The 26,339-nt window shown below is 59.4% G+C and carries 28 protein-coding genes; 12 read left to right on the top strand and 16 right to left on the bottom strand.

Annotated features, from left to right (window positions below; genetic code table 11):
- Positions 1 to 63 precede the first annotated feature (63 nt).
- Positions 64 to 450, bottom strand: a complete 387-nt coding sequence (locus ACSQ83_RS11745; RefSeq protein ID WP_414967043.1) for a hypothetical protein — start codon at positions 448 to 450, stop codon at positions 64 to 66.
- Positions 451 to 612: 162 nt separating this feature from the next.
- Positions 613 to 1,269 (bottom strand): transcriptional repressor LexA, encoded by a 657-nt coding sequence (lexA, locus tag ACSQ83_RS11740; protein WP_414948458.1) that lies wholly within the window; start codon positions 1,267 to 1,269, stop codon positions 613 to 615.
- Positions 1,270 to 1,562: 293 nt separating this feature from the next.
- Here lexA and ACSQ83_RS11735 point away from each other — a divergent pair, with 293 nt between their 5' ends.
- The 6 genes from ACSQ83_RS11735 to ACSQ83_RS11710 all read left to right on the top strand — a co-directional run bounded on the left by ACSQ83_RS11735 (position 1,563) and on the right by ACSQ83_RS11710 (position 7,692).
- Positions 1,563 to 2,612, top strand: a complete 1,050-nt coding sequence (locus ACSQ83_RS11735) for a sulfate ABC transporter substrate-binding protein (protein WP_436228240.1) — start codon at positions 1,563 to 1,565, stop codon at positions 2,610 to 2,612.
- Positions 2,613 to 2,778: 166 nt separating this feature from the next.
- The gene (gene cysT, locus ACSQ83_RS11730) at positions 2,779 to 3,675 is read left to right on the top strand and encodes a sulfate ABC transporter permease subunit CysT (protein ID WP_414948460.1); all 897 of its coding nucleotides are present in this window, start codon (positions 2,779 to 2,781) and stop codon (positions 3,673 to 3,675) included.
- Entirely contained in the window at positions 3,672 to 4,601 is a 930-nt protein-coding gene (cysW, locus tag ACSQ83_RS11725; protein ID WP_414948461.1) for a sulfate ABC transporter permease subunit CysW, read from the top strand. Before cysT ends, cysW begins: the two co-directional genes overlap by 4 nt.
- A 15-nt stretch (positions 4,602 to 4,616) precedes the next feature.
- On the top strand, positions 4,617 to 5,675 hold the full coding sequence (locus ACSQ83_RS11720; RefSeq protein ID WP_436228239.1) for a sulfate/molybdate ABC transporter ATP-binding protein: 1,059 nt from the start codon (positions 4,617 to 4,619) through the stop codon (positions 5,673 to 5,675).
- Positions 5,676 to 5,699: 24 nt separating this feature from the next.
- On the top strand, positions 5,700 to 6,626 hold the full coding sequence (locus ACSQ83_RS11715; RefSeq protein ID WP_414948463.1) for a CysB family HTH-type transcriptional regulator: 927 nt from the start codon (positions 5,700 to 5,702) through the stop codon (positions 6,624 to 6,626).
- Positions 6,627 to 6,687: 61 nt separating this feature from the next.
- Complete coding sequence (locus tag ACSQ83_RS11710) at positions 6,688 to 7,692, top strand: asparaginase (protein WP_436228238.1); 1,005 nt, start codon at positions 6,688 to 6,690, stop codon at positions 7,690 to 7,692.
- Positions 7,693 to 7,712: 20 nt separating this feature from the next.
- On the opposite strand, the gene ACSQ83_RS11705 is transcribed toward ACSQ83_RS11710, so the two are convergent.
- The 6 genes from ACSQ83_RS11705 to gcl form a co-directional block, all read right to left on the bottom strand.
- The gene (locus ACSQ83_RS11705; RefSeq protein ID WP_414948465.1) at positions 7,713 to 8,171 is read right to left on the bottom strand and encodes a GNAT family N-acetyltransferase; all 459 of its coding nucleotides are present in this window, start codon (positions 8,169 to 8,171) and stop codon (positions 7,713 to 7,715) included.
- A 174-nt stretch (positions 8,172 to 8,345) separates the two neighbouring features.
- Positions 8,346 to 8,987 (bottom strand): Vat family streptogramin A O-acetyltransferase, encoded by a 642-nt coding sequence (locus tag ACSQ83_RS11700; protein ID WP_436228237.1) that lies wholly within the window; start codon positions 8,985 to 8,987, stop codon positions 8,346 to 8,348.
- Between the two features lie 197 nt (positions 8,988 to 9,184).
- On the bottom strand, positions 9,185 to 9,685 hold the full coding sequence (gene lysM, locus ACSQ83_RS11695; RefSeq protein ID WP_414948467.1) for a peptidoglycan-binding protein LysM: 501 nt from the start codon (positions 9,683 to 9,685) through the stop codon (positions 9,185 to 9,187).
- Positions 9,686 to 9,993: 308 nt separating this feature from the next.
- Positions 9,994 to 10,875: a 2-hydroxy-3-oxopropionate reductase gene (glxR, locus tag ACSQ83_RS11690; RefSeq protein WP_436228236.1), complete on the bottom strand. Its 882-nt coding sequence runs from the start codon at positions 10,873 to 10,875 to the stop codon at positions 9,994 to 9,996.
- 18 nt (positions 10,876 to 10,893) lie between these two features.
- Positions 10,894 to 11,697, bottom strand: a complete 804-nt coding sequence (gene hyi, locus ACSQ83_RS11685) for a hydroxypyruvate isomerase (protein ID WP_436228235.1) — start codon at positions 11,695 to 11,697, stop codon at positions 10,894 to 10,896.
- Positions 11,698 to 11,712: 15 nt separating this feature from the next.
- Positions 11,713 to 13,488, bottom strand: coding sequence for a glyoxylate carboligase (gcl, locus tag ACSQ83_RS11680; RefSeq protein WP_436228234.1), 1,776 nt, complete (start codon positions 13,486 to 13,488; stop codon positions 11,713 to 11,715).
- Positions 13,489 to 13,630: 142 nt separating this feature from the next.
- Between gcl and ACSQ83_RS11675 the strand changes: the two genes are divergently transcribed.
- The 6 genes from ACSQ83_RS11675 (at position 13,631) to ACSQ83_RS11650 (ending at position 17,764) form a co-directional block, all read left to right on the top strand.
- The gene (locus tag ACSQ83_RS11675; protein WP_299716095.1) at positions 13,631 to 14,542 is read left to right on the top strand and encodes a LysR family transcriptional regulator; all 912 of its coding nucleotides are present in this window, start codon (positions 13,631 to 13,633) and stop codon (positions 14,540 to 14,542) included.
- Positions 14,543 to 14,716: 174 nt separating this feature from the next.
- Entirely contained in the window at positions 14,717 to 15,118 is a 402-nt protein-coding gene (gene rpsF / locus ACSQ83_RS11670) for a 30S ribosomal protein S6 (RefSeq protein ID WP_031359789.1), read from the top strand.
- Between the two features lie 43 nt (positions 15,119 to 15,161).
- A complete protein-coding gene (gene priB / locus ACSQ83_RS11665) occupies positions 15,162 to 15,461 on the top strand; it encodes a primosomal replication protein N (RefSeq protein ID WP_414948472.1) in 300 nt (99 codons plus the stop codon).
- 2 nt (positions 15,462 to 15,463) lie between these two features.
- Positions 15,464 to 15,739, top strand: a complete 276-nt coding sequence (rpsR, locus tag ACSQ83_RS11660) for a 30S ribosomal protein S18 (protein ID WP_158935384.1) — start codon at positions 15,464 to 15,466, stop codon at positions 15,737 to 15,739.
- A 28-nt stretch (positions 15,740 to 15,767) separates the two neighbouring features.
- Entirely contained in the window at positions 15,768 to 16,223 is a 456-nt protein-coding gene (gene rplI / locus ACSQ83_RS11655; protein ID WP_436228233.1) for a 50S ribosomal protein L9, read from the top strand.
- Positions 16,224 to 16,375: 152 nt separating this feature from the next.
- Entirely contained in the window at positions 16,376 to 17,764 is a 1,389-nt protein-coding gene (locus ACSQ83_RS11650) for a replicative DNA helicase (protein WP_031359785.1), read from the top strand.
- A 113-nt stretch (positions 17,765 to 17,877) separates the two neighbouring features.
- On the opposite strand, the gene ACSQ83_RS11645 is transcribed toward ACSQ83_RS11650, so the two are convergent.
- The 8 genes from ACSQ83_RS11645 to ACSQ83_RS11610 form a co-directional block, all read right to left on the bottom strand.
- A complete protein-coding gene (locus ACSQ83_RS11645; RefSeq protein WP_436228232.1) occupies positions 17,878 to 19,719 on the bottom strand; it encodes a VWA domain-containing protein in 1,842 nt (613 codons plus the stop codon).
- Entirely contained in the window at positions 19,716 to 20,300 is a 585-nt protein-coding gene (locus ACSQ83_RS11640) for a TadE/TadG family type IV pilus assembly protein (RefSeq protein ID WP_414948475.1), read from the bottom strand. Before ACSQ83_RS11640 ends, ACSQ83_RS11645 begins: the two co-directional genes overlap by 4 nt.
- A gap of 86 nt (positions 20,301 to 20,386) precedes the next feature.
- On the bottom strand, positions 20,387 to 20,881 hold the full coding sequence (locus tag ACSQ83_RS11635; protein WP_414948476.1) for a TadE/TadG family type IV pilus assembly protein: 495 nt from the start codon (positions 20,879 to 20,881) through the stop codon (positions 20,387 to 20,389).
- On the bottom strand, positions 20,878 to 21,783 hold the full coding sequence (locus tag ACSQ83_RS11630; protein WP_436228231.1) for a tetratricopeptide repeat protein: 906 nt from the start codon (positions 21,781 to 21,783) through the stop codon (positions 20,878 to 20,880). Before ACSQ83_RS11630 ends, ACSQ83_RS11635 begins: the two co-directional genes overlap by 4 nt.
- Entirely contained in the window at positions 21,780 to 22,742 is a 963-nt protein-coding gene (locus ACSQ83_RS11625; RefSeq protein ID WP_436228230.1) for a type II secretion system F family protein, read from the bottom strand. The genes ACSQ83_RS11630 and ACSQ83_RS11625 overlap by 4 nt, the downstream gene beginning before the upstream one ends.
- Positions 22,739 to 23,713 carry a type II secretion system F family protein gene (locus tag ACSQ83_RS11620; RefSeq protein WP_436228229.1) on the bottom strand — a complete coding sequence of 325 codons (975 nt, stop codon included), beginning with the start codon at positions 23,711 to 23,713 and terminating at the stop codon, positions 22,739 to 22,741. Before ACSQ83_RS11620 ends, ACSQ83_RS11625 begins: the two co-directional genes overlap by 4 nt.
- Entirely contained in the window at positions 23,710 to 25,119 is a 1,410-nt protein-coding gene (locus ACSQ83_RS11615; RefSeq protein ID WP_436228228.1) for a CpaF family protein, read from the bottom strand. The genes ACSQ83_RS11620 and ACSQ83_RS11615 overlap by 4 nt, the downstream gene beginning before the upstream one ends.
- Positions 25,119 to 26,339, bottom strand: a complete 1,221-nt coding sequence (locus ACSQ83_RS11610) for an AAA family ATPase (RefSeq protein ID WP_436228227.1) — start codon at positions 26,337 to 26,339, stop codon at positions 25,119 to 25,121. Before ACSQ83_RS11610 ends, ACSQ83_RS11615 begins: the two co-directional genes overlap by 1 nt.

Genomic DNA, 26,339 nt, shown 5'->3' with positions numbered 1-26,339 from the left:
CAACCCTTGAATGGACCGCACCGGCGCCAGAACTATCCCCGCGAATTCACCGCGCCTTAAATATCAGGCGAACAATCCATCTTCAACGCCTGCGCGTTCCTCGTCGATGCAGCGGTCGATCATGCGCGATACCGCTTCGATATTGCCCACCATGATGACCCGCGACTCACCGCGATAAACCCGCACGGGTGCACGTTGCTCGGACTGCGTATGCACCGATGTACTCAACGATACCCGGGCGAACGCCGGTTGCCGCGAGGGCAAGACTGGCAATTCGCTGAAGAGATCAGGCGTGTCAGCAGGTTTTTGTGTCTTGCAGGAAATCAGCGAGCGCAGATGCCGCAAACGGCCAAATTCCCGGAATTGGCGAAACGAAAGCGGTGCGCGTGCTGCCGGCGCAAACGATGCGGATAAAAAAGAAGCAGAAAACAACCGGGCGAATCGTTCCATGATGTTTCTCCGATAACCGATGACAACCGATGAGAATAGGGCGCGCGCCGGTTCCTCGCGAATGCGATGTCCGTCACGCTTTATGGGGCTGGAATTCAAGCGCAGCGCGGCTGGGGAGAACATCCACCGCCGCCCTGCAAATCAGAAATCAACAATCAGAAATCAAAGCTCGCCGGAGCGGATCAACCCGACCGCAATACCTTCCAGCGCAAAGTCGTCGCTGCCTGATGCAACGAAGATATTCTCGTAATCAGGATTTTCAGCGATCAGTTCAACGCCATCTGGGCGACGTTTCCAGCGTTTCACCGTGACGTCGTCGCCGAGCCGTGCCACGACGATCTGCCCGTCCTTCGCCTCGTTTTTCTTCTGTACGGCGAGCAGATCACCGTCGAAGATGCCTGCGTCGCGCATGGAAAGACCGCGTACCTTCAACAGATAGTCCGGCTTGCTGGAGAACAGTGCCGGGTCACAGGCGTAATGCTGGGAGATATGTTCCTGCGCAAGGATCGGGCTACCGGCCGCCACGCGCCCGACCAGCGGCAACGACAACTGCATGATGCTGGCGTGCGGCAACGTGAACTGGTGAGGGCCGTCGTCAAGACTGCCATTAGTCAGCAAACGAATGCCGCGCGATGAACCCGCAGCCAGCTCGATCACCCCTTTACGCGCCAGCGCCCGAAGATGCTCTTCGGCGGAGTTAGCCGAGCTAAAACCGAGTTCAGCCGCGATCTCGGCGCGCGTGGGCGGAAACCCCGTACGTTCGATAGCGCGCTGGATCAGTTCGAAAACCTCTTGCTGCCGCGCAGTCAGTTTGCTCATTTTGGTCACGTGCATTTGCCCCTTTATGGCCGGTCGTCCACTGTATGGATGAACAGATGCCTGTAGTTTTATACAGTATTCGACGCTTTTCAAGCTTTACTTTAAGTTCGACGTCGTCAGAACCACACAGAGGCCCCAAACACGGTGCTCCAGCGGCTCTTTGATGGCCGCAACGCCGCTTCCAGTCTTCATTAGCACTTTTTGATCTAAAAGAATGAATAACAATTATTTTTAATAATGAAAGCCCATCGATAGACTCGGCTGCTCAAACACATAAGACGGGGAGCGGGGCAATGCTGAGTCGGAATTCGGGGTGGGGCGCACGGGCAAGGAAGCTGGTTGCCACGACGGTGATCGGGGCAGCGTCGGCGACCGGGATGATCGTGGGAACGATCTCGCTGGCGCACGCCGACACGTCGTTCCTTAACGTGTCGTATGACCCGACGCGTGAGCTGTACCAGGACTTCAATCAGGCTTTCGGCAAGAAATGGAAGGCTGAAACCGGAGAAACCGTCACGTTCAAGCAGTCGCACGGCGGCTCAGGCGGTCAGGCGCGCTCGGTTCTCGACGGTTTGCAGGCCGATGTAGTGACTCTGGCGCTGGCCTATGACATCGATGCGCTCGCGGGCAAGGGGCTCGTGGCGCAAGACTGGCAGAAGCGCTTGCCGGACAACGCGTCGCCGTACACATCGACAATCGTGTTTCTCGTGCGCAAGGGCAACCCGAAGCAGATCAAGGACTGGCCGGACTTGCTCAAGCCGGGCGTGTCTATCGTGACGCCGAATCCGAAGACATCCGGTGGCGCGCGCTGGAACTATCTCGCGGCATGGGCGTACGCAGAGCATCTGCCGGGTGGCAACGCGACGACCGCCAAGGAATTCGTGACCAAGCTTTATAAGAATGCCGGCGTGCTGGATTCGGGCGCGCGGGGTGCGACCACCAGTTTCGTGCAGCGCGGGCAGGGCGACGTGCTGATCGCGTGGGAAAACGAGGCGTTCTTGTCGCTGAAGGAATTTGGCTCGGACAAGTTCGAGATCGTGGTGCCGTCGGTGAGCATCCTGGCTGAACCGCCGGTCGCCGTAGTCGACAAGGTCGTGGATCGTCACGGCACGCGCAAGCTGGCCGAGGCGTACCTGAAGTATTTGTATAGCGAGGAAGGTCAGGAGATCGCGGCGCGCAACTTTTATCGGCCGCGTTCCACTGCCGTTCCTGCTGCGCTGACGAAGCAGTTCCCGAAGATCAAGCTCTACACGATCGATGATTCCTTCGGTGGCTGGACCAACGCGCAAAAGACGCATTTCGCCGATGGCGGCGTGTTCGATTCCATCTATCAACCGCAGTAAGCGTAATGGTTTGAAAGGCAGCATCGCCGGCGCTCATGCGCTCGCGATGCTGTAGTCGTAAAGAAGTTTGAAACAACACCACGGCCGCATAGACGGCCTGTAATCAACCCGAAGCTCGACCCCGAAGCGCCGTCCCCGCGGCGCGGCGGAACTGGATGATTCACGCATGACGACCTTCACTTTCCGCAAGCCCAGCGCGCTGCCGGGCTTCGGCCTGACGCTCGGCATCACGGTGGCGTATCTGAGCCTCGTAGTGCTGATTCCGCTCGCCGCGACCTTCGCCAAGACCGCTACGCTCGACTGGGCGACGTTCGTGCGCGCCGTTACGTCGCCGCGCGTGCTGGCGTCGTATCGGCTGACGTTTTCGGCGGCTCTCGGCGGCGCGCTAATCAACGCCGTGTTCGGCTTTCTCGTGGCGTGGGTGCTCGTGCGCTACACGTTCCCGTTCAAACGCGTGGTCGATGCCGTCGTCGATCTGCCGTTTGCGTTGCCGACTTCCGTGGCCGGTATCGCGCTCGCGGCCGTGTATGCGCCGAATGGCTGGATCGGCCAGTTTCTCGCGCCGCTCGGAATCAAGGTGGCGTTCACGCCATTCGGCGTGCTCGTGGCGCTGACGTTTATCGGCTTGCCGTTCGTCGTGCGTACCGTGCAACCGGTGTTGGAAGATTTCGAGCGCGAGCAGGAAGAAGCGGCCGCGTGCCTTGGCGCGACGCGCTGGCTGACGTTTCGCCGCGTGGTGCTGCCGTCGCTGTTTCCAGCCATCCTGACAGGCTTCGCGCTCGCGTTCGCGCGTGCACTGGGCGAATACGGGTCGGTGATTTTCATCGCGGGCAATGTGCCGATGAAGTCCGAAATCACGTCGCTGCTGATCATCACGAAGCTCGAACAATACGACTACGCAGGCGCGACTGCGATTGCCGTCGTGATGTTGTGCGTATCGTTCCTGATGCTGCTGCTGATCAACACGCTGCAATGGTTCCTGCAACGGCGTACGAGCCGCAGCGGCGCAGGACCGGCGCCCGCTTCGGCTGGTGCATTGCATATCGACGGGGCGAAAGCATGAGCACCGTCAACCAGAAAGCAGTGGACGCAGCCGCGCCCCGCGTGACGGAACACAAGCTTGATCCGGTAACTGAACCGCGCGCCGTGCGCTGGGTCCTGACCGCTATCGCGCTGATTTTCCTGGCGCTGTTTCTCGTCGTGCCGCTCGTTGCCGTGTTTGCGCAGGCCTTCGCGAAGGGTGTGGACTATTACTTCAATTCGCTGAAAGACCCCGACGCGTGGTCCGCGATCAAGCTCACGCTCATCGTCGCCGCCATTGCAGTGCCGCTGAACGTGGTGTTCGGGTTGACGGCGTCATGGTCTATCGCCAAGTTCGAATTCCGCGGCAAAGCCTTCCTCACGACGCTGATCGATTTGCCGTTTTCGGTGTCGCCGGTCGTCTCGGGCCTGATCTACGTACTGATGTTCGGCGCGCAGGGCTGGTTCGGCCCATGGCTCATCGATCACAACGTGCAGATCATTTTCGCCGTGCCCGGCATTGTGCTCGCCACTATCTTCGTCACGTTCCCGTTTGTTGCGCGCGAGCTGATCCCGCTGATGCAGGCGCAAGGCAACGACGAGGAAGAAGCCGCGCATGTGCTTGGCGCGTCGGGCTGGCAGATATTCCGCCGCGTGACGCTGCCGAACGTGAAATGGGGCTTGTTATACGGCGTGATTCTCTGCAATGCACGGGCGATGGGTGAGTTCGGCGCGGTATCGGTGGTATCGGGCCATATTCGCGGACAAACCGACACCATGCCGCTGCACGTCGAGATTCTCTACAACGAATACAACTTCTCGGCGGCGTTTGCCGTGGCGTCGCTGCTTGCGCTGCTCGCGCTCGTCACACTCGGCCTGAAGCTGCTCGCCGAGCGCCGCATGTCGCAATCGATTGAAGCAGTGCAGGCGCGGCCCGCTGATGTGCCGGTTGCGTCACTCCAGAACTAGAAGGCGAAAATCATCATGAGCATCATCGTTCGGAATTTGCAGAAACGCTTCGGCGATTTCGTCGCGCTGGATAACGTCTCGCTCGATTTTCCATCGGGCGAGCTGGTCGCGTTGCTCGGGCCGTCGGGCTGTGGCAAGACCACGCTGCTGCGCGTGATCGCGGGGCTTGAATACGCGGACGCCGGTTCGGTCGTGCTGAACGGCGAGGACGTAGCGGCCGTGGGCGCGCGGGAACGGCAGGTCGGTTTCGTGTTCCAGCACTACGCGCTGTTCCGGCACATGACCGTGTTCGAGAACGTGGCATTCGGCCTGCGCGTGAAGCCGCGCAGGGAGCGGCCGACCGAAGCCGTGATCCGCGAGAAAGTGCATGAATTGCTGAAGCTCGTGCAGCTTGACTGGCTGGCGCAGCGGTTTCCATCGGAGCTTTCGGGTGGGCAGCGGCAGCGAATTGCGCTGGCTCGGGCGCTGGCAGTCGAACCAAAGGTGCTGCTGCTCGACGAGCCGTTCGGCGCGCTCGATGCCAAGGTCCGCAAAGAGTTGCGTAGCTGGCTGCGGCGTCTGCATGACGACCTGCATATCTCGACTATTTTCGTCACGCACGACCAGGAAGAGGCGCTTGAAGTCGCGGACCGGATCGTTGTGCTGAATCGTGGGCATGTGGAGCAGGTCGGCAGTCCGCAAGACGTCTATGATCATCCGCAGACATCGTTCGTCTATGAATTCCTGGGTGCGGCAAACCGGCTCAAGGGCAGCGTGGATGCGAACGGTTTTGTGGCGCAAGGCGCCGCGCAGCCGATCAGGACCGAAGCGAATTTCGCGGGTCCCGCGTTCGCTTATGTACGGCCGCACGACCTGACGCTGTTCCCGACGGCTTCGGGTCATCGCGATGGCATCGTGGTCGATGTCCGGCGCGTCGTGACGCTTGGCGGCTCAGTGCGCGTGGATCTGGAAGGCGCCGAAGGCAACGTGCTGGAAGCGGAACTGGATCGTGAAACCTGGCGTGGATTGAATTTGAATATCGGCGATGGTGTGACCGCCGTGCCGCGTGTTCTGCGCGTATTTCCGGCGCATTGAGCTTACTAAAAAAGAGAGGCTGACATGAACTTCCAGCAATTGCGTTTTGTACGCGAAGCCGTACGGCAGAACATGAATCTGACCGAGGTCGCGAACGTGCTTTATACATCGCAGTCGGGTGTATCGAAGCAGATCAAGGATCTTGAAGACGAACTTGGCGTCGATATCTTTATTCGACGCGGCAAGCGTCTCACCGGCCTGACCGAGCCAGGAAAGGAAGTGCATCAGGTGATTGAACGCATGCTGCTCGATGCCGAGAACCTGCGTCGTGTCGCGCGCCAGTTCGCCGATCAGGACAACGGCCATCTGGTGGTCGCGACCACGCACACGCAGGCGCGTTACGCGCTGCCCAAAGTGATCCGACAGTTCACCGAAGTATTCCCGAAGGTTCATCTCGCGTTGCGTCAGGGCAGTCCGCAACAGATCGCTCAGATGATCATCAACGGCGAGGCGGACATCGGCATCTCGACGGAAGCGCTTGACCGGTATCCTGATATCGTCACGTTCCCGTGCTACACGTGGCATCACACGGTGGTCGTGCCGAAGGGACATCCGCTGGTCGGCCGCGAGAACATCACGCTCGACGAGATCGCTGAATATCCGATCGTCACCTATGACCACGATTTCACCGGCCGCTCGCATGTCGACCAGGCGTTTGCGAAAGCAGGTGCGCTGCCGGACGTGGTGCTGACCGCAATCGATGCCGATGTGATCAAGACCTATGTGGAACTGGGCCTCGGCATCGGCATTGTGGCGGCGATGGCCTTCGACGAAAAGCGCGATACCGAACTCGTCGCGCTCGACACGCAGCATCTGTTCGAAGCCAGTACCACGCGCGTGGGTCTGAGGAAGGGTGCTTTTCTGCGGGCGTACGCGTACAGGCTGATCGAGATGTTCGCGCCGCAACTCGATGAAGCGCAGATCGCGGCGCAATTGCGGGAAGCTGTCTAGCTGTTAGAAGGATTGCAGCGTACAAGAATCAGCCAGCCGCCGCTCCGCTACAATTACGGCTATGAACTCCTCACACACTTCATTGCCGCGGATCGTGGTGCTGGCTACCGGCGGAACCATCGCGGGCGAGGCCGGCGATGCCGCGAAAACCTCGGGTTACAAGGCCGGCGTAGTCGGCGTCGACAAACTGCTCGGCGCCGTGCCTTCGCTCTCGCAAGTCGCGCGGATTCATGCCGAGCAAGTCGCGAGTATCGACAGTAAGGACATGACCCCGGCGCTATGGGCCACGCTCGTCGCGCGAGTGAATGCGTTGCTGGCGCAGGACGATGTTGACGGCATTGTCATCACGCACGGCACCGATACGCTCGAGGAAACCGCCTACCTGCTGCATCTCACCGTTAAGAGCGAGAAGCCGGTTGTGCTGACGGCGGCCATGCGGCCGGCAACGGCTTTATCCGCTGATGGCCCCCTGAATCTTCTCAACGCCGTGACGGTGGCGGCGAACCGGGCATCGTGGAAGCAGGGCGTGCTGGTCGCGTTCAACAACCAGATTCATTGCGCCCGCGATGTGACCAAGACGAGCACGTATGCCGTCGATGCCTTCCGTTCACCCGAAGGCGGTGCGCTCGGCTGGGTGCAGGACGGGCAGGTGGAATTCCAGCGTTTGGTAGTAAGGCCGCATACGGTGCGTAGTCCGTTCCAGATGTCGGCTGATCTGCCCGCGGTCGAGATCGTGACGAGTTATGCGGGGGCGTCGCGAGTGGCTGTCGATGCATTTGTTGCCTCGGGTGTCCAAGGGCTTGTAATCGCAGGGACAGGCAACGGTTCGATTCATTCGACCCTGCAACAAGCCGCGGCCGATGCCATCAAACAAGGCGTTGCAGTGATTCGTTCGTCGCGGGTAGGCGCGGGTCACGTGATGCGCAATGGCGCGGCGCCTGACGATGCACTCGGCTCGATCACCGCAGGCGGTTTAAACCCGTACAAGGCGCGCGTGCTGCTGATGTTGGCATTGGCCGCGGGCACCGCACCGGCAGACTTGCAACGCGCATTCGATACGTACTGAGCGCGGCGTATCGCAGAAGCTCAGCCCAGCAATTTCCGATACTGCACGAACCCGGACCGATCTGCGATGCGGTCATATAACTGCATCGCGTCGGTATTGGTTTCATGCGTCAGCCACCAGACACGCGAACATTCAGCTTCTGCGGCCTTGGCATAGACATGCTCGATGAGCTTGCGTCCGATTCCGGCTCCGCGAATATCCGGCTCCACGTACAGGTCCTGCAGATAACAATAATCGCCCGCAGTCCAGCACGACCGATGCATGATCCAGTGCACTATCCCGACTACGCGGCCATCCATTACCGCTACTGCGGCGAATACCGGCTCTGCTGGATCGAGCATGCGAACCCATGTGCACTGGGTCGTGTCCATGGGGATATCGGTCTTGTAGAACGCCTGATATCCGCGCCATAGCGTCAACCAGGCATCGAAGTCAGCCGCAGTCACGGGTCGGATTTCAATAGGGCTTGTCGATGTCATGGGCGTGATCTTCTTGGCGTGTGGGTGGTTAGGAAGATCATAGAACGCGTCCACGCAGCCCAAAAGAGCCAGCGCAGCTCGTTTGCACGGAGCCACGCGTCGATTGTCAATCAATCAGAACACGCAGGATACTGATGCGCTCGCTACCGTATGCGTGATGCGAACAGAACAGAGTCAGCCTTCCTTTGCGCAGTCGCTCAAACGCTCGACATCACCCGACACAATATGTTCGAGCTGCCGCGTGATCGATTCTATGGGCCAATCCCACCAGGCGAGCGCTTGGAGTTTTGCCGCGACATCAGGCGCGAACCGTTCCTTGAGCGGTTTAGCAGGGTTGCCTCCCACGATAGTAAAGGCGGGAACATCGTTGGCGATGACCGACCGCGACGACACGATCGCGCCGTTGCCAATCTTGACGCCCGGCATGATGAGCGCGTCGTAGCCGATCCATACGTCGTTGCCGATAACGGTGTCGCCCTTGTAGGGCAGCTCGGTCACTGCGGGCATGACCTTCTCCCAGCCGTTGCCGAATATCTGAAACGGATAAGTGGATACCCCCGAGAGCTTGTGATTCGCCCCGTTCATGATGAACTGAACACCTTTGGCAATCGCACAGAATTTTCCGATCACGAGTTTGTCGCCGATGAACGGGAAGTGATAAAGGACATTCCGTTCGAAATTCTCAGAGTCTTCGGGGTCGTCATAATAGGTGTAGTCACCAATCACAATGTTCGGGTTGCGCACCGTGTTCTTGATGAAACAGACCTGTGGGAACCCTTCCATGGGATGTTTGGTATTTGGATCAGGACCGTTCATGTGGCCTCCTGGGAATATTGATCGTTGGACGCGAGAAGCCGCTCGGCCCGGCGCGCGGCTGGCCGCTCAGTGTATTGGGAAACCTGTCCGTCGGTCGATCCTGCCGTACGTAGCTGAGCCTTGCGAACCTCGCACATGAAAAAACGCGACCCTCGGGTCGCGTTTTTATTGAAGCATTCAACCGTGCTTGATACTGATCAAGCCAGCGCGGGAATCCGCAGGACCTGTCCCGGATAAATCTTGTCCGGGCTCTTGAGCATCGGTTTGTTGGCTTCGAAGATTACGTCGTTCTTCGCGCCGTTGCCGTAGTACTTGTCGGCGATCTTCCAGAGATTGTCGCCGGAAACCACCGTATGGAATTGCGAAACGGGCGTGGGATTCAGTACGGTTAGTTGATCGTCGACCTTGTCCACGTGCTGCACGTTACCTGCTGCCACGAGGATCTTTTCCTTGGTTGCCTGATCGGCGGCCTGGCCGCTGACCGTGACCGTATGTGATGCGCCGTTGAAGCTGACTTGCAGGTTGTCGGCGTTCAAGCCTTGAGCGCGGATGTAGGTGGCGATTGCGTCGCCAGCCGTCTTATTGAGCGCGGCGACATCCGGTGCCGGTGCTGCTCCTGCGGGGGCCGCAGTTGCCGAAGTTGATACAGCGCCGAACAACTTCTCGCCGGCGTCCTTGATGAAACTGAAAATGCCCATGTTGCAACTCCTGTAATGACCGCGTGAATCGGCACGATAAAGCCGAGCCCTTTAGTCGCGAGAACTAACCGATAGTTCTCGGTTTCACCGATGGAGTTGTAATACTGTGTGGACGGACATTTTGCAAAACGTGTTTGAGCACGTCGACAAAAAAAGATCCGGCAAGGCGAACACCCGGCAATGACGTCTGACCGACCAAGGCTTCCACGGCATCACCGGGTGCCGCTTGACGGACCCCGCTTTATTGCACTTTCTGCAACCGGCTATACGTATAGAAATACGCACGCGTCAGCCGGTTTTCAAGCAGTTCATTCGGTAACCTGATGATTCGACATCAGTTCCAGCGCCTTCACCATTCCAGAGTGATCCCACTCGCGTCCACCATTTGCCACGCACACGCTGAACAATTGCTGTGCGCTCGCCGTATGCGGCAAAGCAAGACCGAGTTTCTTCGCACTTTCCAGCGCGAGGTTCAAATCCTTCTGATGCAATTCGATTCTGAAGCCCGGATTGAACGTGCGTTTTGTCATGCGTTCGCCGTGAACTTCCAGGATCCGCGATGCCGCAAAACCGCCCATCAAAGCACGCCTGACACGTTCAGGGTCTGCGCCGGATTTAGACGCGAACAGCAACGCTTCAGCCACCGCTTCAATATTAAGCGCGACGATAATCTGGTTCGCGACCTTGCACGTTTGTCCCGCACCGTTATCGCCGATGAGCGTGATGTTCTTGCCCATGAGATCGAAGAGCGGCTTTGCGCGTTCGAACGCCGCTTCCGGGCCGCCGACCATGATCGTCAACGAAGCTTCACGCGCACCCACTTCACCGCCCGACACCGGCGCATCTAGATAGTCGCAACCCAGCGCGTTGATTTTCTTCGCGAACGCTTGCGTTTCGAGCGGCGAGATGGAGCTCATGTCGATCACGAGCTGACCTTTCTCCAGTCCTTTCGCAACGCCGTCGTCCGCGAATAAAACGTTAGCGACGTCGGGTGTATCGGGCACCATGATGATGACGATTTCGCTGGCCCGCGCCACGCCCGTCGAACTGTCGACTACTTTGCCCAGTGAACGCAGATCGTCCGGCACGGGGTACGCGCCGTTCAACACCAGCGCATGGCCGGCTTTCTTCAAATTGCGCGCCATGTGCGCGCCCATGATGCCAAGGCCGATAAATCCGATTGTTGCCATTACGTGTGTCTCCTCCAGTTATGCCACTGCTCGCGCAGTCTTCCATCCAGCGATTTCCTGCAGCCAGACAAGGCCGGCTACAGTCGTGCTGCGCGGTTTGTACTCGCAACCGACCCAGCCGTCGTAGCCGAGCGAATCCAGCAGCGAGAACAGGAACGGATAGTTGATCTCGCCCGTGCCGGGCTCATTGCGGCCGGGGTTATCGGCCAGTTGAATATGCGCAATCGATGGCAGGTTGCGCTTGATCGTCGCAGCCAGTTCGCCTTCCATACGCTGCATGTGATAGATGTCGTATTGCAGGAACAGGTTGTCCGAGCCCACGTCGTGAATCACGTCCAGTCCTTCCTGCGACCGGTTGAGCGCGAAGCCGGGGATATCGAAGTGATTGCACGGCTCGACCAGCAGCTTGATGCCTTCTTTCTTCAACGCGGCGGCCGCAAACTTCAAGTTTTCGACGATGGTCGCCCGCGCTTCCTCGCGGCTTACCGAAGCCGGCGGAATGCCAACGAGACAATTGAGCTGAGGCACGTTCAACGCTTTCGCGTACTCGATGGCCCGCGTTACGCCTTCACGAAATTCCTCTTTGCGATCGGGCAGACATGCGATGCCTCGCTCGCCGCCTTCCCAATTCCCAGCCGGCAGGTTATGCAGCACGAGCTGGAGATTATTGGCGTCGAGCCGTTGACGCAGGTCGGCCGCCGAGTACGGATACGGGAACAAGAATTCAACCGCTTCGAAGCCCGCATCGGCGGCCGCCGCGAAGCGATCGAGAAACGGCAACTCGTTAAACAGCATGGTCAGGTTTGCAGCAAATTTCGGCATGATCTCGGTTCTCTCTCAGGCGCTATACGCAATGGCCGTCGGTGCGTCCTGCTCGCTTTCGGCGAGTGGTTCGAATTCGTTGATTGCATCGATCTCCGTGCCCATCGCGATGTTCGTCACGCGCTCGAGGATCACTTCCACGATGATCGGCACGCCGAATTCCGCGAGCATTCCCTGCGCCTTGCGGAGGGCGGGAACGAGGTCTTCCGGATTGAACACGCGCACTGCCTTGCATCCCAGGCCTTCGGCCACTGCGACGTGATCGACGCCATAACCGTTCAGATCAGGTGCGTTGATGTTCTCGAAGGCGAGCTGGACGCAGTAGTCCATATCGAAACCGCGTTGCGCCTGACGGATCAGGCCGAGGTACGAGTTGTTCACGACCACGTGGATGTACGGCAGCCGGAATTGCGCGCCAACGGCGAGTTCTTCGATCATGAACTGGAAGTCATAGTCGCCGGACAAAGCGACGATCGGCCGTTGCGGGTCCGCTGCACGAACACCGAGCGCGGCCGGAATGGTCCAGCCGAGCGGGCCGGCCTGACCGCAATTGATCCAGTTACGCGCCTTGTACACATGCAGGAACTGAGCGCCGGCGATTTGCGACAGACCGATCGTCGAGACGTAGCAGGTATCGCGGCCGAAGACCTTGTTCATCTCTTCGTAGACGCGTTGCGGTTTCATCGGCACGTTGTCGAAGTGCGTCTTGCGATGCATCGTGCGCTTGCGTTCCTGGCACTCGCCGACCCACGTGCCACGATCCTTCAGCTTGCCCGCGGCCTTCCATTCACGCGCCACTTCGACAAACAATTCGAGCGCGAATTTGGCGTCGGAAACAATGCCGAGATCCGGGCCGAACACGCGGCCGATCTGCGTTGGCTCAATGTCGACGTGCACGAACGTACGTCCCTTCGTATACACCTCGACGCTGCCCGTGTGACGGTTCGCCCAGCGATTGCCGATGCCGAGCACGAAGTCGGACGCGAGCATCGAAGCGTTGCCGTACCGGTGCGCCGTTTGCAGACCGCACATGCCGGCCATCAGCGGATGGTCGTCGGGGATCGCGCCCCAGCTCATCAGCGTGGGGATCACCGGCACGTTCATGATTTCCGCGAACTCGACCAGCAAATCTTCAGCCGCTGCATTCAACACGCCGCCGCCGGAAACGATCAACGGCCGCTCCGACGCCGTCAGCATCGCCAGCGCTTTCTCGATTTGACCGCGCGACGCTTTCGGCTTGTAGACGGGCAGGGGCTCGTATGTATCGATATCGAATTCGATTTCCGCAAGCTGCACGTCGATCGGCAGGTCGACCAGCACCGGACCCGGACGACCCGAGCGCATCAAATGGAATGCCTGCTGGAACACGCGCGGCACAAGCGCCGGTTCGCGCACGGTCACGGCCCACTTGGTCACCGGCTTGGCGATCGATTCGATATCGACGGCCTGGAAGTCTTCTTTATAAAGACGCGCACGCGGCGCCTGACCCGTAATTGCCAGAATAGGGATGGAGTCAGCTTGGGCGGAATACAGCCCGGTGATCATGTCCGTTCCGGCCGGTCCCGACGTGCCAATACACACGCCGATATTCCCCGGCGCCGCGCGCGTGTAACCCTCGGCCATATGCGACGCGCCTTCCACGTGGCGTGCCAGCACATGGCCGATGCTGCCCGCGCGTTGCAGGGCGGAGTAGAACGGGTTGATCGCCGCGCCCGGGACGCCGAACGCCATTTCGATGCCTTCTTTTTCCAGCACGAGAACGGCTGCGTCGACTGCTCGCATTTTTGTCATGAGTGTCTCCTTCCATTGTGTTCTGCTGCATTGCGCCGTTGCGCAATGTCGTTGAAGTGACTTTATGCGGTTGCCGGAGTGTTGATAAGATCAGCCAAAGTTGTTTTATCCGATACAAAAAGTACGGAATGGAGACATGACAATGGACCGCTTCAGGCAGATTGAGACGTTCGTAAAGGTCGCCGAGGCCGGCAGTCTGGCCGCGGCGGCGCTGGAGGAGGGCGTGTCTCCAGTTATTTTGGGGCGGCGTATTGATGCGCTGGAGAAGCGTCTGGGCGTCAAGCTGATGTACCGTTCCACGCGCCGTCTAGTGGTAAGTGAGGAGGGCGCGGCGTTCCTGGAGCGCTGCCGTGGTTTGCTCGCTGACTGGAACCAGGCGGAAGACGAACTTGCCGATGGCCAGCGCACGGTCGATGGCCACCTGATCGTTTCGGCGCCGGCGGCTTTTGGACGAATGCACGTAGCGCCGCACGCGCCGGCTTTTCTCATCGATAAACCTGCGCTGCAGATGTCGTTCAACCTGAACGACCGGGTCGCTGACCTGATCCGCGAGGGATACGACCTGTCGATCCGAATAGGCGGGGCGGTCGACCAGAACTTCGTTGCCGTGAAACTCGCCGATAACCGCCGGGTGGTCTGCGGCACGCCGGCGTATTTCAAGAAGCACGGCAAGCCGAAATCGCTCGATGACCTGCCGCGCCACAATTGCCTCGCGTTCAATTTGCAGGGCGGGCAGAACCGCGGCTGGTATTTCCGTCGCAACGGCAAGCTCGCGACGGTGCGTGTCTCGGGCAACCTGGATTGCAACGACGGCGAATTGCTCCACCGATGGGTTTCCGAAGGCCATGGACTCGGCTGGCGCTCGACCTGGGAAATCCAGCGGCAACTGGCAAACGGCGAGCTGGAAACCGTCCTGGACGAGTTCGCGCTGCCCGATTACGACATCCTCGCGGTGTATCCGCAGCAGCGCTACGTGCCGGCGAAAGTACGCTACTTCATTGATTATTTGAAGAAAATCTACGCGCAGCCGGATTACTGGAACCGCGAAAGATGACTTTCAGGGCCTAGCTGCCACGCAAAACCGCTAAGCCATTGAAAACACAGCGGAAGTAATACGCGAAATGCGTAAATCAGTTGTGTGGCCGGCCGTATCTCGCTATAATCGCTGGCTTCTCTCTTGCCGCACCGGTCCGACGCCCGGGTGGCTTTATATCCTCAAGGAGTAACAATGCGTCATTACGAAATCGTATTTATCGTGCATCCGGATCAGAGCGAGCAAGTGCCCGCCATGATCGAACGGTACAAAACCACGATCACCACACACGGTGGTTCGATCCATCGCATCGAAGACTGGGGCCGCCGTCAGCTGGCTTACATGATCGAGAAGCTTGCGAAGGCTCACTACGTATGCATGAACATTGAATGCAGCCAGGAAACGCTCGAAGAACTGGAACACGCGTTCAAGTTTAACGACGCTGTGCTGCGTCACCTCATCGTCAAGCTGAAGAAGGCCGAAACCGGCCCGTCGCCGATGATGAAGGAAGTTCACCGCGAAGAAGCCAAGAAGGCGGCCAGCCAGCCGTCGACTGAAGCGCATGCAGCTCCGGCCGCAAGCTCGCAGGCAAACTAATCAAGTAGGCGACTTTTGAAGTCGTCGCGTCACCAGGAATCAAGTGAACCGGCTGCAACTGACAGCAAGCGTTATGGAGCGAGAACCGGTGCGGTACACCCCCGCCGGCGTCCCCATAGCGAGTTGCACGTTGCATCACCGTACGGAAGTCGTCGAAGCGGGCATTGCCCGGCAAATCGAACTGACTCTCCCGGCGGTGGCCGCCGGAGCAGCGAGCGGTAAGCTGGAAGGCCTTGCAATGGGCGTAGAAACGCTCTTCACGGGCTTCATGGCGAAGAAAAGCCGCAACGCGCGAACCCTGGTGTTTCACATCACAGAATTGCAGGATATTGGAAAGGACTGAACATGCCCCGCCCGACTGGTAAGAAATTCGACAAACGTCGTCAGCAACAAAACCCGCTCTTCAAGCGCAAGAAGTTCTGCCGTTTCACCGCGGCCAATGTCGAGTCGATCGACTACAAGGACACGGAAACGCTGAAGGACTTCGTTGGTGAGAACGGCAAGATCACGCCGGCTCGTCTGACAGGAACGAAGGCTCACTACCAACGTCAGCTCGATACGGCTATCAAGCGCGCTCGTTTTCTCGCGCTGCTGCCGTACACCGACCTGCACAAGGCCTAATCAGACGACGCAATAAGGAAAAAGCCAAATGCAAATCATTCTTTTGGAAAAAGTCGTCAACCTGGGCAACCTGGGCGACATCGTTCGTGTCAAGGACGGTTACGCACGTAACTTCCTGATCCCGGGTAAGAAGGCCCGCCGTGCAACGAAGGACGCAATCGCTGAATTCGAAGTACGCCGTGCTGACCTGGAAAAAGTTGCCGCTGAAAAGCTGGCAGCGGCTACGGCTCAAGGCGAAAAGCTGAGCGGCGCGACCGTTCAGATCTCGCAAAAGGCTGGCGTCGACGGTCGTTTGTTCGGTTCGGTAACGAACGCGGACATCGCCGAAGCGCTGAAGAAGCAAGGCCTGGCCGAAGTCGAAAAGTCGCAAGTGCGTCTGGCCGACGGCCCGCTGAAGCTGGTTGGCGATCACGCCATCCAGATCGCACTGCACACCGACGTAGTTGTCGACGTGACGGTGTCGGTGCTGAGCGAACACGCTTAAGTGCATTTCGTCTGCATCGGCCGCGGGGCTTAGCCTGGTTGTCGATGCAACCGTAGTGCCGCAGTAAAAGAAAGGCGGGAACCGCGTGCGGTTCCCGCCTTTTTTGTTTTCCGTCTCCCTTCGCTCCGTCATTTCGCCGATAATTCCTCCCCATGAACGCACCGTCGAAAGATCCCCAACTGGATGCGCTGAAGGTCCCGCCGCATTCCATCGAAGCCGAGCAGTCCGTCATTGGCGGCTTGCTGCTCGATAACGCCGCATGGGACCGTATTGCGGACGTGATGTCGCACGGCGATTTCTACCGTTACGACCATCGGATCATTTATGAGGCGATCGGCAAGCTGATCGCGACCACGCGCCCGGCCGACGTGATCACCGTCTACGAGGCGCTGACGAATACCGGCAAGGCCGAGGAAGTGGGCGGGCTCGCGTACCTGAACGCGCTCGCGCAGAACACGCCGAGCGCCGCGAATATTCGCCGATATGCGGAAATCGTGCGCGATCGGGCGGTCTTGCGCCGGCTGGTTTCCGTCGCCGATGAAATTTCCGCCGACGCTTTTAATCCGCAAGGCAAGGAAGTGCGCCAGTTGCTGGACGAGGCCGAAGCGAAGGTGTTCTCGATCGCGGAAAGCGGCGCGCGCGGCACGCAGGGTTTTCTCGAGATCGGGCCGCTGCTGACGCAGGTGGTTGAGCGTATCGACACGCTTTATCACACCGCGAATCCCAGCGATGTGACCGGCACGCCGACGGGTTTCGTCGATCTGGACCGCATGACGTCCGGTATGCACGGCGGCGAGCTGATTATCGTGGCGGGCCGGCCGTCGATGGGTAAAACCGCGTTTTCGATGAATATCGGAGAATACGTGGCTGTGGAATATGGTCTTCCGGTTGCAGTGTTCTCCATGGAAATGCCGGGCACGCAGCTCACCATGCGTATGTTGGGCTCGGTCGGCCGCTTGGATCAGCACCGGATGCGTACCGGTCGTCTCACGGACGAAGATTGGCCGAAGCTCACGCACGCAGTGCAGAAAATGAGCGAGGCGCAGATTTTTATCGATGAAACGGGTGGTCTGAACCCCATGGAACTGCGCTCGCGTTCGCGTCGCCTGGCGCGGCAATGCGGCAAGCTGGGGTTGATCATCGTCGATTATTTGCAGCTCATGTCCGGCTCCGGTTCTGCTGGCGAAAACCGGGCGACCGAAATTTCGGAAATCTCGCGTTCACTGAAAAGCCTCGCCAAGGAACTCGATGTTCCGGTCATGGCGCTTTCGCAGTTGAATCGTGGGTTAGAGCAGCGTCCGAACAAGCGCCCGATCATGTCCGACTTGCGCGAATCTGGCGCTATCGAGCAGGATGCGGACGTGATTCTGTTCATTTATCGCGACGAAGTCTACAACCCGGACAGCCCGGATAAAGGCACGGCCGAGATCATTATCGGCAAGCAGCGGAATGGTCCTATCGGTCCTATTCGCCTCACGTTCCAAGGCCAGTACACGAAATTCGAGAATTTTGCCGGCGCGCAGAATTTCTACGGCGACTGAAAATCTTATCCGCCGCCCGAACTCAGTCTTGTTTTCGGCTCAGCTCGGGCGCGCGTCAGCAGTGGATTGCTCGGCGGAATCCCGGTAGCGCCAAGTGAACATTACCGTGGCGACTATTGCGTGAGCCGTAGCACCCCTAAATTGCCCGCGATCTGCTGAAAAATGGTGTTGAGTGTCGCGTTGTCCGGCGCGTGATAATAATTTCCGGGACTAGCGCAGTTTTGCATCGCCTGTTGCGCAACCGAGTTAGAGGCACCGCTGCCGAAGGTGATTGCGTACACGGTCACACCGCTCTGCTTGATTGCCGTGCAAATTGCCGACTGGAAGGTGTTGACGTCATCGGGCCAGCCTGCGTTATTGCCGCTCGAGGGATCGGCCGGATTGTTTCCGTGAAGTTCCGACGAGTCGGTCAGGCCATTGCTGAGAGAAGTGCCGTCCGTGCGCACGACGGTTGGCGCAGCGAGGCTGCGGGAGCCGACGCCTGACAGACCATTGAAATACAGGTCGTTGGGAATGGTTCCAGCCGCGCCGATCTGGTTCTCGCCATCCGTCAAAACAATCATGACGCGTTGCAGTCCAACTGTGGTCTCCGGTTTTGGAAAACTCGTATCGGTTGAAATCCAGCCGTTGCCATGGGAAACGTCGTTGGACCACGCCGACGACAGCATGCGCCATCCCCACAACAAGCCCTCCGGGATGATGGTTGAACCACCCGCGGTCATGTTGTTGATTGCGTTGGTGAGCGTTGACTGGTTATTGGTGAGGAACGTAACGGGCTGCGCAATGCAGTCCGTGTTCTGTGTCAGGGTTGTCGTCCCATAACCGCTGTTGGACACCTGGTCATAGTAAATCCCGAGGCCGGTGCCCGTTACATTCGACAAATAACCGCTGCAGTAGTTGGGCTCACCGTCTCTATCCAGTGTGACAGGGACACCGAGTACCGTGGACGTTGTTGATTTGCCGCAAAACTGATTGCCGTACGAACGAATTTGCAGGCCCGCAGACGGTACGTTGTAGTAATACGGCGTGAACTTGAGCGTGTCCGAAGGGGAGTAGACATTCGGATACAAAAAGCCGTTCGCATCCCGTGGCTCGACCGCGCAGCCGCCCCAACCGGCAACTTTATTTTTTGCGGTCATTCCGACATTCGTCGTGTTGTAGGCGAATGACGGATTCATCCAGCTGCCCGCTGCGGGCAACGCGCCGCTGACATTCACCGTGCTCGCGAAGGGCACGAGACCAACGTAATAGGTGGACACCGCTTGCGCATACAAATCCTGCACGAGACTCGTGGTTGCCGCCTGGAGACCCGCCATCTTGCTCGGCCCGTTCCCTGACCCGGCGGCGGGATCGTTCATGGACCCCGTGTTATCCAGGACCATCACGAGTTCGAGCGTGCTCTTCGGGAGGTACAGCGCGGTATTGTTGGCAGCCAGGGGCGCAGTGGTCGGCAATGCCGTGGAACCGGACCCCGACCCGTTGCCCGACGTCCTTGGCAAGACTACCGGCGCGATCAGTTTCAAGCTGCCCGTCGCCGACAGTTGAATGGTTTCGCCTGCCGCCGGCGATCCGGTCACCGTGGCCACAAAGCCGCTGTCGGGCATGGTCAGGGCCATATAGCCGGTCGGCATGTTCGCGTTGTAGTAGGCGCGTGCGTCCTGCTGCCATAGTGCGAGGTTGGTACCCGTGGTCGTGCTGAAATGCAAGAGATCAACGCCCGCCGAAAGTGTCGCCACATCGAGCGCCGACTGCATGCGTGAGTGCGTCATGCCGCCGTCGATCGCATCGAGTGCGATGCACATGGCCGCGATCATCATGCTGCCGCATATTGCAAACACCACCGCGACTGCGCCATCGTCCCCACGCACCAAGGCCGCAGCCTGCCGCGGATTCGACTTACGCGGACGGGCCGGGCTGTCATCGCAATGTTTCTTCGCGGAACGAGTCAACATCATCCGGCCACCAATGTGAGCGGTTGAGGCGTGCGCGGACGCACGTAGATGCGCTCGTAAAGAGTTTGCGTCCCCGGAGCGCCCGGCCACAACCCGGCTGTCATCGCGAACGGATTAAACGTATAAAAGACCTCCACAATAATGGCCGAGTCCCCGTTGCGGAACGGCCACGCTGAAGGAAGGATAGCGCCGGGAGTCACCCTCGTTGTCATACCGCTGCCGTTCCATGGCGCGCTCGCTTGCCACCATATTTCCGGGACGCCGACTGCCATGGTGTTCGAATGATTCAACGGCGACGTGCACGATGACGTGGTTTCGCATACCGAAGTAATGATGACGCCGCCGCCCTGGTTCAAGCTGTTCGGGGCGCTTAGTAGCGCTGCGGCGTTCCAGATCGAACCGAGATCATTTGAGTCGGTGGTGGCGGTGGTGTTGATGATCTGGGTTGTTTGCCCGAGAGAATCGGCGAGGGTGAAAGCCGTGTGTTCCAACGCGCTCACTGCCCGCATGTACATGTAGATTTCACTGAATCCCACCATCAGCAACACCATGAGCGGAATGATGATGACCAGTTCCACTGCCACGCTGCCACGGTCCGAGCGAAGCAGCTTCGGCAGGGTCGCTCGGAACCGTAAATGTCTGCGCGACCGCGGTGGGGCGAAGGCATGTGTCATTTTTCGTTTTGCACAATGTAGTTGCGCTGGAAAGTCAGCAAGGGAATGCCCACCATTTGGGGAATGCCTGAGATGCCCGGTGTCGTCAGCGTGATGTTGTACGAGACGACATCGCCGAGCGATCCAAGCCCCGATGTGTAGCTGGTGCTGCCGACATTGTTGTACGTGCTGTAGTCGAGCTCGGTGATAGTGAGCGTCGTTTTGGGCATTCCGGTCCAGCCGCTCATGATGTTCTTCACGATCTGCTGCGCCTGAGTCGCCCGCGTGCCCGTCGAAGGATTGGTTGTCGTCAGTCCCACGCGAGACGCGGACTGGGCGGCGATCTGCACGGTCGCGTCGATCATCATGTCGACTGCGAGCTCCACGGTACCCAGCACGAAGATGAACACGAACGGCGCGGCGATTGCGAACTCGAGCGCCGACACGCCGCCGCTGTCGCGGAGCAGAGCGGCAAGGAAGCGCACGAACCCGCGCAGATCCGCAGCTTTCATCGCACGCTCGACGCCTGGATCGACGCTGTCGGGACAGCCGTAGCCACCGTGGCAGAATGGCCCGGCGTCTGCGTCAGAAGAGCGCGCTGGATTTCGTAGAAGTGCAGGTTGTCCTGGACCGACGCTTTAGGCAATGTTTTCCCAAGGATTTCGGCTGCCGCCTCGTCATTGCCAAGCAGCCCATAAGCGAGCGCCAGGTCCTGGCGTGCCTGTGGCGGCGCTTCCGGGTAGCGCGTGACGTCGAGCAGCACGTTTGCGCCTTCCCGCGGATTGCCACCGAGCACCAGCGACAAACCCAGGTTCACGCTCAGTAGCGGATCGCCCGGATTAGCCTTGAGCGCCTGCCGCAATACGGCTTGTGCGCCTGCGTGGTCTCCCTTCAGGTCGAGCGCCGCGCCTAAACCTGCCGAGGCCATCGGATCGCCGGGCATGCGGGAGAGCACGCCTTGATAGGTCGAGATCGCATCGTCGAAACGGCGTTGATGGATCGCGACACGCGCAATGCCGATCTGCGGCGCGACGGCGGCGGGATCGAAACTGCTCGCACGCTGGTAGTAGACACCCGCCCGGGTGAAGTCACCGACCGCGTAGAGCGTATCGCCGAGCCCGGTCAGACCCGCCACGGACTTCGGGTCGGCCTTCACGACCTTGTCGAAGAGCGAAGTCGCGAGCTCGATGTTGCCCGAGTCCAGGGCGGTCGTCGCGATACGCAACTCGCCCATCGTGCCCGGCGACGAATTCCGTGTCGCCGGGCGCGCTTCGGTCACATGCTCGGTCGTCGTGCAGGCGGTGCCCGAGAGCAGTAGTAGGCCGCTTAGCGCGGTGAGACACAAGATTCGGACCACTGATAATGAAACAGCGGTCGACGAAGCCTCGTCAGAAAGCAGGGCGGATGAGTTCATTTTTTGTGGATGACTTCGAGAAGCTGAATAACGGCCGGCCCCGCTGCGATCACAACGACTGCCGGAAGAATGAAGAGCATCATCGGGAGGACCATCTTGGGCGCCAGCTTTGCCGCTTTTTCTTCGAGGGTAACGATGGCTGTCAATCGTTCCGTGCGCGACAGGATACGCAGCGCCTGGGTGATCGGCGTGCCATAACGCATCGATTGAGTCAGCGTCGAGATCAGCGCGCGGATCGAGGGTAAGTCGATGCGCTCAGCGAGGCTGTGCAGAGCGCGGCTACTGTCGCCGGAAAGCTTCAACTCGTCGGCGGTCAGCGAAAATTCCTGCGACAGGGGCGGGCAGATCGTCACGAGTTCATCCGCGACGCGACGGATACTGACGGAGAGACTGTTCCCTGCATTCGTACAAATCACAAGCAGGTCGAGTGCGTCGGGCAGAGAGGCGGCCATCTCCTTGCGCCGCCGTGATGCCCGGAATGCGATCACATATTCGGGGATCATCATGCCGATCACGAAGGCGCCCATCATGGCCGCGCCGCGTCCAACCGGAAATGATCCGATCAGTGGAATATATTGGCCCAGCATGACCGTCGGTGCGGCACACAGGAGACCGAAGCAAAACTTGACGGCAAGAAGAACCGACACTGCATAGTGGCTCCGATAGCCGCTACGGACCATTTCCCGACGCAGTTTCTCGCGATATTTTGCGTCGAAGAGCGGCAGTTTTTCGCCGAATGCGGCTAGCCGGCGGAGGATGCGGCGGCGAAGAGTGTTTTCTTGTCCGTCCTCTTCGAAATCAGCCGGGGCTGTCTGATGACTGAGCCCGGCCTCGCGCACCCGCTCGGCAATACGCCCACGCCTGCCGCCGTGTTTGGTCGCCCACCAGATCGCGAGCCCGGCGAAAAGCGCCAGCAGCATCAGCAGGTTGATCAGCGTCTCGACGTTTGACGGGCTCATCGCGAGGTATCCAGATTCGCCAGCTTGTTGATTACCACCACGCCGAACACGACCGAGATCGCGGCGTAAGTCAGCAGTTTGTGACCCGCCTCTTTTTCAAACAGCACCATCATGTAGGGGCGGTTCATGAAGTACAGGGACAGCATGATGCAGATCGGGATGGCCGCGAGGATCTTGGTCGTGATGCGGGCCTCGGCAGTAAGCGCCTTGGTTTTTTGACGAACCTCCCGCCGGGTCCGGACGATGCCCGACAAGTTTTCCAGGGTCTCGCCGAGTTGGCCGCCGGTTTCACGTTGCAGCAGCAAACAGACGCAAAAGAAGGAGAAGTCGGCTATCTCTATACGTCGCATGGCAACGGCCAGGACTTCTTCGAGATCACGTCCGACCTGCAGCGAATCGCTCATTTGCTTGAACTCGTGTTTCAGCGGTTCGGGACATTCATCGGCTGCTGATCCAATCACATGCGTGACCGGCACGCCTGCGCGAACCGCGCGCACGATCATATCGAGCAGGTCCGGGAAACCATTGAGGAAGCGTTTGCGGAAACGTTCGACCAAAAAACTGTAGGTCCGCATGGCTCCGAACACAGGCAGCCCCAGGATCAGGAGCGGTTTTGCGAATCCGGGCAGCGGCATGAAATGCGTCATGAGAAACGCGACCAGTTCACTGGCAATCGTCACCGCAACAACGATGCGAATGCCAGTGGATCCTGAAACAGTGCGCAGCCGCGAAAGCTTGGGTCGAAGCCAGCGGCTCAACATGTTGTCGGTTTTATCGACGGTAAACAGGTCCGAATTAACGTCGACCGTGCGCTTCTCAAGCGTTAGATGACCCAAAAACGATTCACGCATGCGTGTCTTGATCCGCGCGTGTGGCTGCTTCTGACGCATGTCCATGACGACGAGCGCCATCGCGCCGCAGAGAATGACGCCGATGAACGAGCACACCGTGAAGACGTCGATCGGACTCATGTCCTCATGGCCTCCAGTAAAGCTTCCTCCAACCCGAAGTAGGCGGCGCGCGCCGAAAACGCGGGTCTGACGGACGCACATTCGTACACGCCCTTGACCTCTTCGCTGTAGGCAGTCGCGTCATAGTGGAACGTGAACAGGTCTTGCGTGATGATGACATCACCTTCCATGCCGACCAGCTCGGTGATGCGCGTAACACGCCGCATGCCGTCGCGCATCCGCTCGATCTGCACGATCAGATGCACGGCACTGGCGATCTGCCGGCGAATCGAGAGCAGCGGCAGGTTGCCGTTGGCCATCATGACCATGCTTTCCAGCCGCGTGATGCCATCGCGTGGCGTATTCGCGTGGATGGTGGTCATTGAACCGTCGTGGCCCGTGTTCATGGCTTGCAGCACGTCGAACGCTTCGGCGCCACGTGTCTCACCGAGGATGATCCGGTCCGGGCGCATCCGCAGCGCATTGCGCACGAGATCGCGCTGGGCGACGGCGCCGAGTCCTTCGGCATTTTCGGGTCGCGTCTCGAGGCTGACCACGTGCGGCTGCACGAGTTGCAGTTCAGCCGCGTCTTCAATCGTGATGGTGCGTTCGCCCAGTCCGATGAAATGCGACAGCGCGTTGAGCAAAGTCGTCTTGCCAGAACCCGTACCGCCCGACACGATAATATTGAGGCGACACGTGCTCGCGAGCTTGAGCACGTTCGCCATGGCCATCGACATGTTGCCCTGCTGCGCCATGCGATAAAGCGTGATATTGCGCTTCGAGAATTTACGAATGGAGATAGTCGCACCGTGAATGGCGAGAGGCGGCAATACTACGTTGACCCGGCTGCCGTCGGCGAGGCGTGCATCGACCATCGGGCTGCTTTCATCGACACGGCGTCCCACGCCCGCGGCAATCCGCTGTGCGACGTTGACGACGTGCGCGTTATCGCGGAACTTGTACGCGGTCAATTCGAGCCGGCCGTTGCGCTCCACATAAACCTGGTCGGGGCCATTGACGAGCACGTCGGTGACGGTTTCATCAGCAAGCAGCGGTTCAATGGGCCCGAGCCCGAACATGTCGTTGAGCAACTCGCCGACAATCTGTCCCTGCTCGGATATGGTGATGTTCAGGCGCTCCCGTTCGGCAATGCTTGACACGAGCTGTTCGACACCCGGCTTCATCTGCTCGCGTGTCTTGCCGATCACCGCCGATGCGTTCATGGAATCGAACACACCGCTGCGGATCACCTTGAACAGATCCGAACGAACCAGCGCTTCGTTGCCTTCGGCCATCGGGGCGTGGGCGGCAGCCGGAGCCGCCGCAGCGGGTGCTCGGACCTCCTCGAACGCCGCGAGCGCGGCCTCTCCGGCGGTGGGAACGAATTCGGTCTCCGTTCGCGTGACCAGTTTTTGCCCGAACATCACGCTTTCCTCAATTTGAACTTGTGCAGCAGCGTGCGTTCAACTGCCGCGTGCTGGCCGGTCAAATCATTGGCGATTCGCGTGATCGACAGATTGAAGCCGGTCGAGGACTTTTCCTTCGGCGCCTCACCGAGGTTTTCGGCGATCGACAAGGACTTCGCTTCGAACAGCACTTCGTGCAGCACATTGCGTCCGACTGCCGAGGTGAAATCGCCCGTCTCAACCTTGCCCGCGCTCGCCGCGGTGGGACTGTTTAATAGCAGCGACGTCGCCGGATTGTTATCGCGATCCTCGATGTATCGCAACATACGGATGGTTTGCCGCGTGGAGAACACGGTGCGGTCGGTCACGAGATACACGCGCGACGCGTTGTCGAAGGCCTCTACCGCGAGCGGATCAACGGGGTTGCTGATGTCGAGCAGTACATAGTGAAAGCTGTCACACAGCAATTGCAGCACGCGCTTCAGTGCACCTGCCTGATAAGAGTGTGCAGCGTCGAAGTCCATCTCGGCCGACAATACGAACAGCCGGCTGCCCTTCGCGACGAGCGTGCGTTCGACGTATTGCGGATCGAGCCGATGCACATTCTGCAGGACGTCGTTCAGGCCGTTGTTGCTCGTCGTGCCGAGCATGCTGTTGGCGGCGCCGCCGTTCAGGTTCAAGTCGATATAGGCGACCCGCCTGTGGGTTTCATCGGCGAGATGGCGCGCGAGATTCAAGGCGATTGTCGTGACGCCCACGCCTCCGCGCGTCCCGGTGAACACGATTGTCTTGCCGATCCGAGCGGTCGCAATCGGGCTGATCTTGCCATCGTCGACATTGATGGTTCTCTTCAGCAGCTCGACGGTCAGCGGCTTCACGAGATAGTCGCGCACACCGATTTTCAACAGGCTGCGGAACAGCCCGACGTCGTTACGTTCGCCGAGCGCGACGACCTGGACCGACGGTTCGCATACCTCCGAGAGGCGGGCGAGGTCGGACAGCGGCATGGCGGAGTTATGCAGGTCGACCAGCAGAAAGAGCGGCGAGCGATCGAGTTTTGCGACGTACGCGATGGCGTCGTCAATCCCGCCGATCACGACATGCACATGAGGCATCGCCTGTTCGAGCACGAAGGTCTTCAGGACCCGCTCGGTTGCCCGGTCGGAGACGAAGGCGATGAAGTCCGCGACCCGCACGCCGGTGCTGGTTTTCGTCAAGTTAAATCCTGTCGTGCTCAT

It is taken from the genome of Caballeronia sp. LjRoot29 (genome assembly GCF_964252755.1).
In the GTDB taxonomy this organism is placed as follows: Bacteria; Pseudomonadota; Gammaproteobacteria; order Burkholderiales; family Burkholderiaceae; genus Caballeronia.
Note: the sequence above shows the minus strand (reverse complement) of the source record. Positions and strands in the feature narration are given on the sequence as shown.